The organism is Flavobacterium aquiphilum (assembly GCF_027111335.1).
In the GTDB taxonomy this organism is placed as follows: domain Bacteria; phylum Bacteroidota; class Bacteroidia; order Flavobacteriales; family Flavobacteriaceae; genus Flavobacterium; species Flavobacterium aquiphilum.
In genome coordinates, this window is record NZ_CP114288.1 from 2,884,919 (window position 1) to 2,900,588 (window position 15,670).

Below are 15,670 nucleotides of genomic sequence, written 5' to 3' on the forward strand. Positions count from 1 at the left end.
TGTTTTCGCTTTTAAAAGTTTTTGGGGTTAATAACCAGAGTATTATCATTTTTTAACTGATTTAAATATGTTTTTTGTCAAAAGTTTAAAAATTAAAGCTTAAAAATCCTTTCAATAATACTGAGTTTTGATTTAGTAAAACATTGTTTAAACTGAAACAAATTGTTTTAAAAAATTCAAAAAAAAGCCTGCTTTAATTTTCTTAGTAATTCATAAAAAAATATATTTGCAATCAAAATTCGGGATGTAGCGCAGCCTGGTAGCGTACTAGCATGGGGTGCTAGGGGTCGCTGGTTCGAATCCAGTCATCCCGACTTCCATAAAAAAAGAGGCTTTTTTGCCTCTTTTTTTATGAAACACCCAACAAGAGTGTCCATTGTTTTTTTTGAAATATGTCTTTGTATTCGAAACACGCAATGCTCTGCTCCTACTTTTCTAGGTATTATTGGTTACAAAAAAAGTGACTAATAGTAGAAGAAATAACTTTTTCATTAGATCTACTATTTGCCACAAAGGTTTATTTTTTTGACATTACCTTTTTTAGCTTAATGGACAAATACGGCACCTTTTCAGAATACCGTATTTTATCCACTAATTCAATTTTTATAAACTTGCTTTTACTTCACCGCAAGTCAGCATATTTTTAGGATAGTAAGGATTTTTGATTTCTTTGCTGTCGCTTGTCCAGACTGCTCCCGTCATTGGACATACCTGAAGATATAATGTAGCATCTTCAGCTTTAAATTTTGGTGCTAAGTCCCAGAATTTAACCGAAAGTTCCTGAACAATTTTTCTTTGTTTATTGATGTTTTTGGTTGCTGTTACCTGAGTTGCAAGATCAATAATTTCCCTTCTCTTTGTAGTAGCCTCATTCATTTGTTCAAGCCTCAGTTTTTTAAATTTGAAGTTTTTTAATGAATTCTTTAACGCATCTGCATTTTTAACAACAGCAATACTATCTGAAATTATAAGACTGTTTTTTAAGTCCAGGTAATTTTTTGTGATTTCCTTTTTTTGTGCTTCACGTTTCTCAACCAGATCTGGAGTTACTTCCTCGCTTGATTTCAATTGAGCATGTCCCAAAGTACTTAAGCAGATGAATGCTATAACTAATATTCTTTTCATATATCTGTTTTGTTTAATTTTGAAATAATTTTGTCAATATCGATTAAAATACTTTCAAAGTGATCTTTATTAATCCCTGTTGATGAGTTCATTAATTTGGTAACATCGGATCTTAATTTTAAAATATGCTGTTTACCATATAATCTTATATCACTACGCTGTGCTGCATTCAAAGCTTTGCCTGGCTCTGCTTCTTTAGGCAATAACAACATACCTAATTTATCAATATAGCTGCGCTGTAATGCCCTTCTGTAATAATCCTGTTTTGTGTCACCAGTAAATTTTACCCATACAGTTTGCTGCAAATCGTTTAAAAACTCAGGAACGGTATAAGCTCCTTCAAACTGCATCGATTTAAGGCTAATATTGTATAGCATGCCGGAACTAAGTAATATATTCAATGCTTGATTCTGTTGATCTGAAATCTGATCCTCTGTTTTTAAAGAAATAAGCTGATCAATATTTTGTGGATACATCCAAAGTGGCGCTACAAACAATTGTCTGCCTATATAATCGATTGCTGCTTTCACTTTTGCTTTTGGTACAGGCTGGTTTACGGTACCTTTCTCGTCAACACTTCTCTTAGTTATATAGTTGTTACCAATATATTTCAACACATGATACAAGTATCTTGAATATTGTGCTACAACCGCTTTATGCATATCTTCTAAATTGTTATAAGCATCGTTTGGTTCGTAAGTCCATTCTACAAGATTTGGTACAACACGCTTCAAATTTTTAATCCCATAATCGCTGGCAAGTACTGCGTCATCACCCAAATCTTCTGACTGACTGCGAGGATCTTCGTCTTTTCCTTCACCTCCAAACCATAATTTAGGATTAGCAGTTAAACTGTCCGTTGTTAATTTGGCAAGAATGTTTTCTTCTTCAAACTCATCTTTAGCGTTTGGAAAATAGCTGTATCCCCATTTAACAGCCCATTTATCGTACATCCCGATACGAGGGTAAATACCATCCGGACCAATATTATCTTCCGGCTGAGCCACATAGTTAAAGCGGGCATAATCCATTATAGAAACGGTATGACCATTTGCTTCGACCCATTTTTTATCCCTTAATTTTTCAACAGGAGTCGCACTGCTCGCTCCCATGTTGTGGCGTAAACCAATTGTATGTCCAATTTCATGAGAAGAAACAAAACGGATTAACTGTCCCATTAACTCATCATCCAAATGCATTTTTCTGGCTTTTGGATCTAAAGGTCCTACCTGAATCATATACCATCTTTGCACTAATTTCATCACATTATGATACCAGCCTACGTGGCTCTCCATGATTTCCCCGCTTCTTGGATCACTAATTCTAGGGCCGTAAGCATTTGGCGTTTCAGAGGCAAGATATCTTACTACCGAATACCTAGCGTCTTCCAGGCTCATTGTTTTATCATCTTCCGGCCATTCTTTACCAACAATAGCATTTTTAAAACCTGCTGCTTCAAAAGCTTTCTGCCAGTCGTTGATACCTGCAATTAAATAAGGTCTCCATTTTTTTGGAGTAGCTGGGTCAATGTAGTAAACAATTTGTTTTTTAGGTTCAACCAGTTCGCCTCTTAAGTATTTTTTGATGTCTTTATCTTTTGGTTCCAAACGGTAACGCTGAATAATGAATTTTTTTTCAGCCCGCTGCTGGTCATCATCAAACAAAACATATTTATTGGCAAAATAACCAACTCTTTCATCTTCAAAACGTTTTCGCATTGGCGTTTTTGGCAGTAATACAATTGAGACATTTAATCTTATTGTTATGCTTCCGCTGTTTGATGAAGAACTCGTATATGTCTTGGTGGTCTTTACCTCAATGTTAATAGGATAGCTATCTATAGTCTCGATGAAAGTTTTATCATCAGCAAGTGTAGTTAGTTTTCTATCTGTTTTTTCTTGACTTGGCAAAGAAAACATAGGATTATCTTTCTTAAAAGCATCTGTTACATCAATTACAGTATTTCCAGTAGTTGGATTGATTGTTTTTATTGGAAAAGCGGCAACAATTGGATTTTCGTTACTGCCGGCTAATGCTTTTGCGAGCATCGAATCTGGATTGCGAACATCTTGTCTATACTGCAATGATCTTAAGAAAACAGTGTTATTAGCTCCTTTTTCAAAGTAAATGGTTTGTTCGTTGGCTTTTTCACCGCCAAAAAGCCCCATTCCTTCAGGAGTAGAAAGATATCTTGTCACTACCAGCATGTATCTGTTATACAAACTGTCTGGAATTTGAAAGTAAAATTTATTAGCTACTTGAGTAACTGTAAAAAGACCTATTTTACTTTTAGTTCCCTCTTTAATTATCTTATCGTAGGCCTGTAAACCTTTTTGCGGGTTATTGATAGTATCTTCTTTTTTTTCTTGAGCTTGCGCAAAACCATGCTGGAGCAAAGCAGCCAGCATGATTGTTAATATAAATATTTTTTTCATCGGAATTAAAATGGAAGTTTCTCGTCAGTATTTAATGTAAGCTTTGGGTTTTTTGTTAAAGCTGACAAAGGAAACGGAATAATGTATAATCTGGAATTAGGCTGTAAAGTATATGTTTTTTGAGGAACGGTCTTGTTCACGATTGGAAATACTCTTGTAATGGTCTTTGCGTATTCCGCTTCAGTGTTTAATCTTTTAAGATCAAAAAAACGATTAAAGCCCAAGAGTAATTCTTTTCTGCGCTCGTTTATAACAAGTTCCATTGTTTCTTTTCTGGTGGCTGGAACCGGTAAATTTACAGTACCTGATAAAATACGTTTTGCTCTTAATTTGTTCAATACATCAACAGCTTCAGCAAATTTATTTTCTCTGGCATAGCATTCAGCCAGCATTAAATAAACCTCAGTTGTTTTCATTCCAACAGTAGGGTAAAAAAACTTCGTATATACAGTTGCCCAATACGCTGTATTTGATCCCTGATCCAGATTTGTTGTGCTGGTAGTATTGAAAAACAAATTAAAACGTGCATCATTAGTTCCAAATAAAGTACGAAGTTCCGGGCTTATGATATACTGATATGCAAAGTTCATCTCATTGTAGCCTGTCATATACATGTAGCTGAGAACTTCTATATTATTTGCTGCCGGTACGGCAACTACATTTGGTCCCCCCTGCTTGTTATAAGCTACCATATCAAATATTTGATTATTATAGCTTAATGATTTTTCTGCTGCTGCTTGGGCGCTTGCGATTTCACGTTTAAATAAATGAACTTTAGCCTTAAATGCATAAGCAAATGCCAATGACGGATGGTAAACATCAGCTGGTTTTTCCTGAAGATACGGCAGTGCATCTTCTATATCCTTTTGAATAAAATCGTAAACCTGAGCTACAGTAGATTTTGATGGCTGTGCCTCTAAATCAAATTTGTCCATGATACAGATACCACCGTCAGTAGCCGCAGTCTGCGGGTCATAACCTTTTGCGTAGTGATTTACTAGCAAAAAGTGATCGTATGCTCTATAGATTTTGGCTTCTGCTTTTGCTAATTGTTTTGTTTTTTCATCTCCTTTACTATTATCAACTAATGAAATAATGGTGTTCCATCTGTTGATATAGGTGTAAGCCTGATTGTAAAAGCTAGAACCTGTCATTAACGAAACTCTATCAGTGGTTTCGTCAAATGTAAAATTGATAATATCGATGTTTGGCGTTTTCCCTATTACATTTGATTCTTTCATCCATTGATCGTCCACCAAATACTGAAAGTTATTGATTGGATAGCCTCTGCCCGGCAGAGATACCATTTCATAGAATTGCGATGCGGTCTCAACAACCAAAGCCCCTTTAGGCGTAACATCGGTGTAATCTTCGCAGGATGTTATAGTTAGCATCATCAGCGATAGTATTATTATATATTTATGTTTCATTTTTTTAAAGTGTTAGATTAAACCCAAATAAATAAGTTTTAGGCAATGGTAAGTTGCGTGTTCCTGAGTTAACTGAATAGACTTCAGGATCAATACGGTTTCCAGCAGCACTCCAATACCAGATATTGTTTACCTGGAAAGTGAATTTTGCTGATTCCATTTTGATTTGATTAGCGACAGATTTTGGCAGGCTGTAACCTAATGAAATATTTCTAAGTTTGATATAATCTCCATCTACAACATTTACATCCGAATTTCTCCATTGGCTGCTGATTGTTCCAGCATAACTTCTCACATTTTCTGCCAAATCTACATATAAGCGTGTATTGCCGTTTGGCTGTGCATCTGTATATCGATCTGTAATACCTGAAAGATTTACAGCATCAGTACTCATGTCGATAGTCTCTTTTCGTATTACATTACCTCCTGAGAAAATAAACATAAAATTCAAATCGAATTGTTTGTAGGAGAATCGTTGTGATAGAGAACCTGTATAAGTTGGTGTTAAACTTCCCATTTTTACAAGCGCATTCGGATTGGTAACTGTTTTTATACTCGTCGATATAGGGTTTCCATTAGCATCAAAAGTGATTGACGGATTTCCGTTTTCATCCAATACGTAAGGGTATCCATTAACTGTACCTCCGTATTTGTAAGCGTACAGAGTATTGTATGCATCTCCTTCAAAAAAGTAATTCGATGGTGAGCTAACATACACTGATGAAGTTGATTGTGCTCTGGTAATTTTATCAACAGTTGTTTTGTTGAAACCAAAAACAACATTAGAATTAATACGAAAATCACCATTATTGAACCATTCAGAACCTACACTAAATTCAACTCCTCTGTTTAGCAAAGCTCCTGCATTAATTCTTCTGCTTGTTGCTCCAACAGTAGGATCTAAATCGGTTGTTGCCAATAAATCACTGCTATATTTACGATATACATCAATACTACCTGTAAGTTTATGCCTTAACACAGTATAATCTAAACCTAAGTTAGTTGTTTGTGTTTTTTCCCATCTCAGCATTGGGTTAGGCTGTGCTGTAATATTGATGTACTGTAATGAGGAATATAAATTATCATTTTTTCTTGTAGCGGTTACATACGGTGTAGTACTTTGATCAATATTTCCGCTAACCCCATAAGTTGCTCTAAGTTTAAGCATGTCGATCCATTTTATGTCTTTCATGAAGTCTTCATTGCTAATATTCCATCCTAAACCTACAGACCACAATGGACGGTTTTTATACTTAGAATCTACTCCAAATAAATCTGCACGATCTACACGGTAACTTCCTGTTACGTTATATTTTGATAAATAAGTATAACCTGCTGTACTAAAAACAGAAAAATAGCGATGCAAAACTTCTGTCTGTGTTCTTGATAAAGCTGCTAAAGTTGCACTATTTCCATATATGTAACTAGAAACACCTGTCTGGCTAAGTGAAAGGTTATTCAATGTAGCTGAAGTAAGTGTAACTGGGTCATAACCATATCTTAATTGTTCGATTGTTCTTGGGACAAAAGTTTCACGCATTTCAAAACCTCCTATAGCATTAACAGAGTGTTTCCCTCCACCAAAATCCTGATTAAAATCTAACTGGTTTCTAAAAGAATAATTACTCGCCTGACTACTCCATTGTTTATAGCGCCCTCCTGCAGAAAAACCGTCAACATAAGTGTAGGCATTTGTAGCGGCATTATATCCTGTCAAGGTGTTAATAGCGAAACGCATTTTATAAGAGTCTACAGCGTAATACTGTTCATTGTCATTTTTTCTTAATTCGTACTGAAATTGTGTATTAAAGCTTAAGCCTTTCCAGATTTTAGCACGAATGTTTGCAAAAGTTCTTAGACTTAATGAGTTTTCTTTTGTAATACCTTCCTGAAGTGCATCCAATACATTAAATCTTACGGATTTAAAACCACTTAAACTATTTATTTTTGCAGCCATAGCAGGGTTAATAACACTGCTGCCCGTAAAACCATCTTTTATGCCTACAAAAGGTGATATTACAAGATTTCCGTTATCGTCTGTAATGCGCTCGTATCTTTTTTGGATATCATAATTTCCAAAATCGGAATCAGTAACATCTTCATTTGTATAAGTTGAATTTAATCCAAAAGTGGCATTTAACCAGTTGTTCATCTGAAAACTGCTTTTTGCATAAAGATTAAATGCGCGACTATCGTTATTTTTGATACGATTATCTGCAGCGTCATAATTTAATGACACATATGTATTTTGCTTGCTCGTACTCCCTGAAAATGCTATATTGTAACGTTGTCTGTATTCATTTTGCCATACATTATCGCTATAATCTTTTATATAATCGTTCTTTCTCCATTGGGCGATAGTAGTACCGTAATCTGCACTATTGATTTTTCCATCTTCCAAATCTCTGTTAAGCTGGTATAAAGGGCTGTAATACTTTGGGCTGCTGCTTCCAATATCACCATAACTACTGAACATACTTGTCGTGTTGGCAAATCTCGCTCGCTCTCTATTATACACGGCCTGTTCAAAGTCTATCAACTCACTGGTAGAAGCGTAATTCATGTCTTTAAGATTTGGTTTCGTACCAACAAAGAAATCAGAATTTATACTCACTTTTAGCTTACCATTTCCTTTTTTGGTAGTCAAAACAATAATACCGTTTGCTGCTCTTGAACCATAAATAGATCCGGCAGCGGCATCTTTAAGAACGTTTACACTTTCAATGTCATAAGGATTAATTTGATCAAGAGTCAATTCGGTCGGTAGCCCATCTATAACTAAAAGTGGACTGTATCCAACTTCTAAAGAAGAATAGGTACCAATACCTCTTAATATGGGTGTATCTGCCGCAGCTCCAGTTGGATTTTTCTGAAACATCAAACCCGCAACACGTCCTTCAATAGCCGTCGCTAGATTGGTATTAATATTTTCATTTAAAACTTTTTCATTCACCTGAGCAATTGCACCTGTAGAATGGCTTCTTGTAAGCGTTTGAAAACCTGTAACGACCACCTCTTTCATCGCTGATATTTTATCTTCAACGATAAGTGTTAATTCTGAACGTCCATTAATAGAAAAAGATTTTTTTTCAATAGTCAATCCAGAACATTCGAGGATACCATCCGATGGCACATTATCAAAAGAAAAGCTTCCATCATAATCGGTTATGCTATGTCTGCTAGTCCCTGCGATATAAACATTTATTCCCGGAAAAGTCTCATTTTTGCTGTTTAGTACTTTTCCGCGTATGTTTATTATTCCGTTTCCCCGATTCTCCTCTTTTAAAGCAGTCACCACTATCGTTTGATTGGTAATTGTGTACTTTAAATTTTGATTGCTGAAAATCAAATTTAAGGCTTCTCTTAAATTAGAATTTTTTACATTGATGGTTACAGGGTTTGAATTTTTTAGTAAATTCTGATTGTAAAAAACTTCATAGTTGGCCTGTTTGGCAGTTTCCTTGAGAACTGTTTCAAGCGGTGCATCTTTAAAATTAACACTAACTTTTTGTGCTTGAACGGTAAAACTACAAAATAGAATGAGCAGCGTACAAAACGCCCATACATGATTAGAAAAACTAAGACGAGGAATCTTTTTCCCGAATTTTTTGTAAGGATTTTTCGTTTGTAAATTAAATTTCATACATTTACATTTAGTTATAGTTAAACAATAGTGGACAACTTATACTGGCTATAAACTTATTAACAACCAGAAGCATCGCAACTGCTTCTGGTTTTTTAGTTTATAGACTCAATATAATCGGTTAAATTTAAAATCAGGGGTAAACGATAATCGTTTTTCCTTCAACTTTAAATTTGATATTACTAAGCTCAAGTACTTTTAATACTTCAGATAAATTTTTATTCATAAACGTACCTCCGTTAAACCTAACATCCGAAACATCACCACGGTATTCCACTTTTATTCCATACCAGCGCTCCAATTGTTTCATTACAGTTTTTAGATCGTCATTGTCAAATTTAAAACGGCCATTTTTCCAGGCAATAGTAGCTTCGGTATCAACTTTTCGAATTGCTATCTTGTTTAAATTATCAGAAACATTAGATTGTTCTCCTGGTTTTAAAATCGCTTTTTGATTATTGCAAGAAACTGCAACACTTCCTTCTAACAAAGTAGTTTTAATAACCGATTCATTATTATAGGCATGTAGGTTGAAATGGGTTCCAAGAACTTCTATGGATTGATTTCCGGATTTTACAATAAAAGGTTTGTTTTTGTTTTTGGCCACTTCAAAATAAGCTTCTCCTTCTACTTCGACCACTCTTTGATTTCCTTTAAACTGAGTTGGGTATTTTATGGATGAAACAGCATTCAAATATACTTTGGTTCCATCACCCAAGACAATGTTGTATTGGCCTCCAGTTGGCGTGGAAAGTGTATTGAATGAATTGGTAGTCTCTTTTGAAGCATCTGGGTTAACAATATAAGTGATTACTCCGTCCTCACTCAATTTGATTGTGACTGCATCTTGATTACCTTCTTGGGCTACAATTCCTTTTACCGATACATCGGTAAGGACAATTTGTTTCCCGTTCGAAAGAGTCAAGATCCCTTTATTTCCTCCAGGAGCAATTTCCTGTGGTTTTTCAGCAACTTGAATATCTTGTTCTTTTGGTTTTTTGAAATAAAATAATCCCGTAGCTAATAACAAAACTATTGATGCAGCAACAGCAAGACGTGGCCAAAGACTAACTACTTTTGTTTCTTGTGCCAATGGTAATTTAGATTTTAGATATTCGTAACTGTCTTCCAGTTCATTCTCGCTAAGCTGTATATTGCTATTTGAAGCTTTGTGCAAATACCACGCATCTAGCTTATCCTTATCCGCATTAGATAAAGTACCATTTTGGTATTTTTTTAGCATTGCTAAGATTTCAGTTTTATTCATAATTACAATAGGAAATTTTGTCCCGTTTTAAGTAAGACAGTTAGAAATAACTTTTGTCATAGCCAATATTAAAAAAACTTTGTAATATTGTTAACAAATATCAATTTTTGTTGATTTTAATTAGGCAAATTCAACTATAACGATTGATTTTTGTTATATATGATAACAAAAAGAGAAGAATACTGTAGTGTGATGATTACCAAATAAATACACCCAATAAAGACTTGAGTTTGTGTCTCAATATTTTAAGCGAATTATAAACTTGTTGTTTGGCAGTCTTATCGGTGATATTTAATTTAAGCGCAATTTCTTCATACGAAAGTTCTTCTATTTTTCTCAAAAGAAAAACTTCTCGCATTTTTTCTGGAAGTAGGGCTATTTCTTTTTCAATAATGGCCTCCAATTCTTTTTCCCTGAAGCTAGAATCGGCCAAAACATAATCATTTTCAATAAAATTTAAAATGGAATCGGCATAACGAGAAACCACTTTTTCGTGGGCAATATGATTTAGGATTCTATTTTTGGTTGCTTTGTATAAATAGGAAGAAAGAGAACCGGTAAGCACAATTTCAAATCTTTTGTTCCAAATGGCTAAAAAAACATCTTGAACAACATCATTTGCCTGATCACGATCACCAAGTAATTTATAAGCATGGTTTACTAAAATTTTAGAATAGCGTTCAAAAATTTCTGTATAAGCCAATTGATCATCTTCCTTAAGGAGATTCAATAAAATATGATCAGCATATTTATTATAAATTGTCATTAATTATAGGGGGGGATGAATCAAAACGCAATATTAAACATTTTTTGGGTCAAAAACTAAGGGGTGATTGAGTTAGGACAAAAAAATCTATTATTATAAACGCCTGCAATACTTGCCGGATGCTTTTAATGATCAAAAAAGAGTTTAATAAATAGAATCGTTTATCCCTGAAAATAACAAAACCCGACTCTTGCCGGGTTTTGCGTTTTTATATTTTGCCAAGGAAACCAATAATAGACTATGTTGGCTTCTTAGCCCTGACAAAGCCGATATCCTCGTAGTGCAGCGAAGAGATAAAGGCGATGGCAGGAATCCATGTTTACTGACAAGCCTACTCTTTCGCTCCTTAAAATTTATATTCCAGCTACAGCTTTTATTTCATCAATAATTCGCAGAGCTAAATCATCTGCCAATTGCTGAGTAGCGGCTTCGGTATAAATACGAATAATTGGTTCTGTGTTTGATTTTCTCAAGTGTACCCAATTTTCGGCAAAGTCAATTTTCACACCGTCAATTGTATTTATTTCTTCATTTTTGTATTTATCGGCCATACCAACAAGGATTGCATCAACATCGATTTGTGGTGTTAACTCGATTTTGTTTTTGCTCATATAATACTCCGGATAAGAAGCACGCAAAGCAGAAACCGACATTTTTTTGTTTGCCAAATGAGTCAAAAACAAAGCCACACCCACCATACTGTCGCGACCGTAGTGTGAGGCAGGATAAATGATTCCGCCATTTCCTTCGCCACCGATGATTGCATTGTTCTTTTTCATTAATTCCACAACGTTCACCTCTCCTACTGCGCTAGCTTGGTAGTTTCCGTTGTGTTTTTTTGTTACATCTCGTAAAGCGCGCGACGAAGACATATTGGAAACAGTGTCTCCAGGGGTTTTGCTCAATACATAATCAGCACAAGCTACTAAAGTATATTCTTCGCCAAACATTTCACCGTCTTCGCTAATAAAAGCCAAACGATCCACGTCTGGGTCAACAACGATTCCGAAATGCGCTTTTTCTTTAACTACTAATTCCGAAATATCAGTTAAATGTTCCTTCAAAGGTTCTGGATTGTGAGGGAAATGTCCGTTTGGTTCGCAGTATAATTTTACTACTTCGACACCCATTATTTCCAATAATTTAGGGATAATGATTCCTCCGGATGAATTCACGCCGTCAACAACTACTTTGAATTTTGCCGCTTTTACTGCTTCAATATCTACCAAAGGCAAGTTCAAGACTTCATCGATATGAATGTCCATATAAGCATCATTGACAGTGATTTGACCAAGGCTATCCACATCAGCAAAATCGAAAGCTTCGGCTTCGGCAATCTCAAGGATTTTTTCTCCAGCGGCACCGCTTAAGAATTCTCCTTTTTCATTCAGTAATTTTAATGCGTTCCATTGTTTAGGATTATGCGAAGCTGTCAAAATGATTCCTCCATCGGCTTTTTCAAGCGGAACAGCCACTTCAACTGTTGGTGTTGTTGATAATCCTAAATCTATTACATCGATTCCTAATCCGATTAAGGTATTGATAACTAAATTGTGGATCATAGGACCTGAAATACGGGCATCACGACCAACTACAACATTTAGTTTTTCTTTTTTCGAATAATTTTTAAGCCAGGTTCCATAAGCCGAAGCAAATTTTACCGCATCTACAGGAGTTAAATTATCTCCTACTTTTCCTCCAATAGTTCCTCTAATTCCGGAAATTGATTTGATTAAAGTCATTTTTAATAAGTTAATGGTTATTTTTTATGAATTAGTGGGGTTATTGCCTACAAATATATAAAAGTTGTAGAGTTTATGAGGTAGCAAATTGATAAGATTTTTTTAGAATTAATTTTTCAAACAAAGTGTTTTAAAAGTGCAAAAAAAGAAACATTAGAGCTGAAAAATTTAATTTTGAAGAGTAAATAAAAAAGTCTTTACATTTACGAAAACAAACTTCGAGTCTTACATAACCGAGAAATCTAACAACTCATAAGAAATGAACTTCTTAGCTCATATTTATTTATCAGGAGACAATGATTTGATAAAAATCGGGAATTTTATGGCCGATGGAATTCGAGGAAAACAGTTTGAAAATTACCCTCCCGAAATTCAAAAAGGGATTATTTTACATCGTTTTATAGATACTTATACTGACTCTCATCCAATTTTCAGAAAAAGCACCAAACGACTGCATGAAAACTATCATCATTATGCCGGAGTGATTGTAGATGTGTTTTATGATCATTTTTTGGCCAAAAATTGGACTAATTATTCTGATGAAAGTTTGGAAGATTTTACCAACCGATTTTATCAATCACTTCAAGATAATTATGAATTTTTATCTGAAAGAGCGAAAGGCATGATGCCATATATGATTAGTCATAATTGGCTGGTAAGTTATCAAACTGTTGAAGGTATTGCTAGTATTTTGACAAGAATGGACAGTCGAACACAAAATGAGTCAAAAATGCGTTTTGCTTTTCGCGAACTTGTTGAATATTATGGTGATTTCGAACTGGAATTCACCACTTTTTTTGAAGATATAAAAACCGAATCCTATAAAAAATTAATCTCACTATGAGAAAAACTGCATTATTCTTTCTTTTGATAGGCCTAAATTGTTTGGGACAAAATGAAATTAATCACACAACGGGTCTTATTGCTAACAGAGCTATGGTGGTTTCCGCCCGAGAAGAAGCCTCTAAAATTGGGACTGAAATCATGAAAAGAGGAGGAAATGCTTTTGATGCCATGGTTGGCACCGAATTGGCTTTGGCAGTTGCTTATCCTTATGCCGGAAACCTTGGCGGAGGAGGATTTATGGTGTATCGTATGGGGAATGGTGAGCTTGGTGCTTTGGATTATAGAGAAAAAGCCCCCCTGGCAGCTACCAAAAATATGTTCTTGGATGAAGAAGGAAATATCATTAAAGGAAAAAGCACCGAAAGTCCACTTGCAATTGGTGTTCCGGGAACAATTGCAGGTGTTTTTGCGGTTCATAGAAAATTTGGTTTAATGCCAATGGCTGAAATTTTGAAACCAGTTATTGCATTGGCAGAAAGAGGCGTAATTGTTACTCAAAAACAAGAGAAAAGACTTAATGATTACAGGCCGTTAATTATTAAAGCAAATGGAGAAAATACCAAATTTGCTATTATTTATAAAGAAAACGACACAATCAAATATCCTGCATTGGCAAACACGCTAAAAAGAATTGCTAAATATGGCAGAAATGAATTTTACAAAGGGCAAACTGGTAAAACTCTTATAAAATATCTTCAAAGCAAAGGAGCGATTATCACTATGCAGGATTTGGCTAAATATGAAGCAAAATGGAGAACTCCGCTTTCTTTCAATTATAAGAATTTAAAAGTGATTTCGATGTCGCCACCAAGTAGCGGAGGGATTTGCTTGGCTCAAATTTTAAAAATGATCGAGCCTTATGACTTGTCGAAAATGGGGCATAATACAGCCGAATCGATTCAGGTAATTGTGGAAGCAGAACGTCGTGCTTATGCTGACAGAAGTGTTTTTCTTGGAGATCCTGACTTTGTAAAAATACCTTTAAAAGAACTTTTGGCAAATGATTATTTGAAAGAAAGAATGTCAAGTTTTAATTTAGATAAAGCATCCCTATCATCTGAAATTAAAGAAGGAAAAGTAATTTATAATGAAAGTACAGAAACGACTCATTATTCTATTGTAGATCAATTTGGAAATGCTGTTGCGGCAACAACAACTTTAAACGACGCCTACGGTTCGAAATATTATTGTGATGAATTGGGTTTCTTTTTAAATAATGAAATGGACGATTTTAGTGCCAAACCTGGCGAACCCAATATGTTTGGATTGGTTGGTAATGAAGCCAACAGCATAGCACCTCAAAAACGAATGTTAAGTTCTATGACACCAACAATTGTGGAGAAAGACGGAAAACTTTTTATGGTTGTTGGCTCGCCCGGTGGTTCTACTATCATTACTTCGGTTTTGCAGACCATACTTAATGTTTATGAATACAATTTAGGAATGCAGGAAGCGGTAAATGCACCAAGATTTCATCATCAGTGGCTGCCTGACGTGATTACATTTGAACCTAATATTTTTGACACTGGCTCTTTTGAAAAATTGAAAACCAAAGGGTATATAATCAATGAAAAAACAACTCCGGTGATCGGAAAAGTTGATGCGATTTTGGTGCTTCCCGACGGGAAAATGGAAGGTGGTGCCGATTTTAGAGGTGATGATAAAGCTGCCGGATTTTAAGATTTTGAGTATTATAAATTTAAAACTTTATGGAGTTTTGTAGCCAACTAGAAAAAGCTTTTAATGAAAATGGCAACGCTGAAAATGCTGTCGCTATGTCAAAATATATGAAAAACAATTTCCGATTTTTTGGAATAAAAACCGAAGACAGAAGACGAATTTTTAAAAATATTTCTACCAAAAACCTACTAGAAATTAAAGATAATCCGAGAGAAATAGCTTTGTTTTTATATTCAAAAAAGGAACGTGAACTCCATTATTGTGCTCTAGAAATTTTAATTAAACATCTGAAAAATAATTATACTAAAGATGATATTCAGCTGATAGAAAAACTTATAGTTACTAACTCTTGGTGGGATAGCGTCGATGTTATAGCCAAATTCATTCTAGGCGAATATTTACTTCAGTTTCCTCTTGAAACAGATACAGTTATTAGACGTTTTTCAAATTCCGACAATATGTGGTTGAATCGAAGCGCGATTCTTTTTCAGTTGGGTTATAAAGGAAAAACAAATTTTGAATTATTGAAATCGATTTGTGAGAATCATAAATCATCAACAGAATTTTTTATACAAAAAGCTATAGGTTGGGCGTTGCGTGAATATGCGAAAACAAATCCTGAAGCCGTAAAGAATTATGTATCCTGCACAGATTTGAAAAAATTGAGCGAAAAAGAAGCTTTGAAAAATTTAAAATAACTGTAAAGTATTTGATTTTCAATACTTTTAAATGCAAT

10 protein-coding genes and 1 tRNA gene are annotated in these 15,670 nt (G+C 34.7%); 4 read left to right on the forward strand and 7 right to left on the reverse strand.

What is annotated here, in order from left to right:
• Positions 1-240: 240 nt before the first annotated feature.
• Positions 241-314, forward strand: a tRNA-Pro gene (locus tag OZP12_RS11990).
• A gap of 289 nt (positions 315-603) precedes the next feature.
• Here OZP12_RS11990 and OZP12_RS11995 read toward each other — a convergent pair.
• The 7 genes from OZP12_RS11995 to glmM all read right to left on the reverse strand — a co-directional run bounded on the left by OZP12_RS11995 (position 604) and on the right by glmM (position 12,408).
• Positions 604-1,125, reverse strand: coding sequence for a DUF3347 domain-containing protein (locus OZP12_RS11995; RefSeq protein ID WP_281225231.1), 522 nt, complete (start codon positions 1,123-1,125; stop codon positions 604-606).
• Complete coding sequence (locus OZP12_RS12000) at positions 1,122-3,560, reverse strand: zinc-dependent metalloprotease (RefSeq protein ID WP_281225232.1); 2,439 nt, start codon at positions 3,558-3,560, stop codon at positions 1,122-1,124. The genes OZP12_RS11995 and OZP12_RS12000 overlap by 4 nt, the downstream gene beginning before the upstream one ends.
• 5 nt (positions 3,561-3,565) lie before the next feature.
• Positions 3,566-4,990, reverse strand: a complete 1,425-nt coding sequence (locus OZP12_RS12005; protein ID WP_281225233.1) for a RagB/SusD family nutrient uptake outer membrane protein — start codon at positions 4,988-4,990, stop codon at positions 3,566-3,568.
• A gap of 4 nt (positions 4,991-4,994) precedes the next feature.
• On the reverse strand, positions 4,995-8,633 hold the full coding sequence (locus OZP12_RS12010) for a SusC/RagA family TonB-linked outer membrane protein (RefSeq protein WP_281225234.1): 3,639 nt from the start codon (positions 8,631-8,633) through the stop codon (positions 4,995-4,997).
• Positions 8,634-8,766: 133 nt separating this feature from the next.
• Positions 8,767-9,900 (reverse strand): FecR family protein, encoded by a 1,134-nt coding sequence (locus OZP12_RS12015; protein WP_281225235.1) that lies wholly within the window; start codon positions 9,898-9,900, stop codon positions 8,767-8,769.
• Between the two features lie 196 nt (positions 9,901-10,096).
• Complete coding sequence (locus OZP12_RS12020) at positions 10,097-10,666, reverse strand: RNA polymerase sigma factor (protein WP_281225236.1); 570 nt, start codon at positions 10,664-10,666, stop codon at positions 10,097-10,099.
• A 353-nt stretch (positions 10,667-11,019) separates the two neighbouring features.
• Positions 11,020-12,408, reverse strand: coding sequence for a phosphoglucosamine mutase (gene glmM / locus OZP12_RS12025; protein WP_281225237.1), 1,389 nt, complete (start codon positions 12,406-12,408; stop codon positions 11,020-11,022).
• 259 nt (positions 12,409-12,667) lie between these two features.
• Here glmM and OZP12_RS12030 point away from each other — a divergent pair, with 259 nt between their 5' ends.
• The 3 genes from OZP12_RS12030 to OZP12_RS12040 are packed head-to-tail and all read left to right on the forward strand — an operon-like array spanning position 12,668 to position 15,632.
• Complete coding sequence (locus OZP12_RS12030) at positions 12,668-13,252, forward strand: acyl carrier protein phosphodiesterase (RefSeq protein WP_281225238.1); 585 nt, start codon at positions 12,668-12,670, stop codon at positions 13,250-13,252.
• On the forward strand, positions 13,249-14,934 hold the full coding sequence (gene ggt / locus OZP12_RS12035; RefSeq protein WP_281225239.1) for a gamma-glutamyltransferase: 1,686 nt from the start codon (positions 13,249-13,251) through the stop codon (positions 14,932-14,934). The genes OZP12_RS12030 and ggt overlap by 4 nt, the downstream gene beginning before the upstream one ends.
• A gap of 29 nt (positions 14,935-14,963) precedes the next feature.
• The gene (locus OZP12_RS12040) at positions 14,964-15,632 is read left to right on the forward strand and encodes a DNA alkylation repair protein (RefSeq protein WP_281225240.1); all 669 of its coding nucleotides are present in this window, start codon (positions 14,964-14,966) and stop codon (positions 15,630-15,632) included.
• Positions 15,633-15,670 lie beyond the last annotated feature (38 nt).

What these genes read in the sequence shown, in the direction of transcription:
- OZP12_RS11995 (WP_281225231.1), bottom strand. Translation starts at nt 1,125, where the DNA reads ATGAAAAGAATATTAGTTATAGCATTCATCTGCTTAAGTACTTTGGGA.
- OZP12_RS12000 (WP_281225232.1), bottom strand. Translation starts at nt 3,560, where the DNA reads ATGAAAAAAATATTTATATTAACAATCATGCTGGCTGCTTTGCTCCAG.
- OZP12_RS12005 (WP_281225233.1), bottom strand. Translation starts at nt 4,990, where the DNA reads ATGAAACATAAATATATAATAATACTATCGCTGATGATGCTAACTATA.
- OZP12_RS12010 (WP_281225234.1), bottom strand. Translation starts at nt 8,633, where the DNA reads ATGAAATTTAATTTACAAACGAAAAATCCTTACAAAAAATTCGGGAAA.
- OZP12_RS12015 (WP_281225235.1), bottom strand. Translation starts at nt 9,900, where the DNA reads ATGAATAAAACTGAAATCTTAGCAATGCTAAAAAAATACCAAAATGGT.
- OZP12_RS12020 (WP_281225236.1), bottom strand. Translation starts at nt 10,666, where the DNA reads ATGACAATTTATAATAAATATGCTGATCATATTTTATTGAATCTCCTT.
- glmM (WP_281225237.1), bottom strand. Translation starts at nt 12,408, where the DNA reads ATGACTTTAATCAAATCAATTTCCGGAATTAGAGGAACTATTGGAGGA.
- OZP12_RS12030 (WP_281225238.1), top strand. Translation starts at nt 12,668, where the DNA reads ATGAACTTCTTAGCTCATATTTATTTATCAGGAGACAATGATTTGATA.
- ggt (WP_281225239.1), top strand. Translation starts at nt 13,249, where the DNA reads ATGAGAAAAACTGCATTATTCTTTCTTTTGATAGGCCTAAATTGTTTG.
- OZP12_RS12040 (WP_281225240.1), top strand. Translation starts at nt 14,964, where the DNA reads ATGGAGTTTTGTAGCCAACTAGAAAAAGCTTTTAATGAAAATGGCAAC.